Source organism: Thalassospira sp. UBA4513 (assembly GCF_002388495.1).
Taxonomy (GTDB): domain Bacteria; phylum Pseudomonadota; class Alphaproteobacteria; order Rhodospirillales; family Thalassospiraceae; genus Thalassospira; species Thalassospira tepidiphila.
Window position 1 is genome coordinate 1 of the sequence record NZ_DGMR01000015.1, and the last position, 436, is coordinate 436.

Here is a 436-nt window from a genome sequence, read left to right on the forward strand (position 1 = left end):
GGGCTTCGGCAAACTTGCGCAGCATGGTCTCGGAGAGGTCCACCACGGTTACGTCCGCGCCCAGTTCCGCAGCACGGATCGCGTCACGGCCATGGCCCACCCCGGCGAACAGGATGCGGGCGCCGGGCTTGACGGTTTCCACATCGAGCATGGCGGTCTTGCAGCGGTGAATGTTCTTGCCGCTGTAGAGGTTGCTCAGAAAATCGTAAACCGGACCAATGTATTTGTATTTATCGCGCATGGTGACTTCTGCCTGTCCATATCCTGGGGATGCTTCCATTCTTCTTGTGATTGTTGATTCACTGCCAGGTGAATTGAAGGAAGCGCCTGATGGATTTGAGCTTAGAGAAGCCGGTGGGGAAATTATGTGCAGTACCGCGCATTTCCAGATACATAACGTAACGAACAGCAACACTTTGCAAACCAGATCAACATT

Annotated in this window: 2 protein-coding genes; one reads left to right on the forward strand and one right to left on the reverse strand. The window is 53.7% G+C overall.

The features are described 5' to 3' along the window. Nucleotides 1–241: class I SAM-dependent methyltransferase (locus B2T33_RS06015; RefSeq protein WP_286791447.1), on the reverse strand; the 241-nt coding region annotated here is incomplete at its 3' end. On the opposite strand from B2T33_RS06015, the gene B2T33_RS06020 reads away from it, so the two are divergent. Further along, nucleotides 240–436: hypothetical protein (locus tag B2T33_RS06020; protein ID WP_286791449.1), on the forward strand; the 197-nt coding region annotated here is incomplete at its 3' end. The two genes, B2T33_RS06015 and B2T33_RS06020, sit on opposite strands and share 2 nt — an antisense overlap.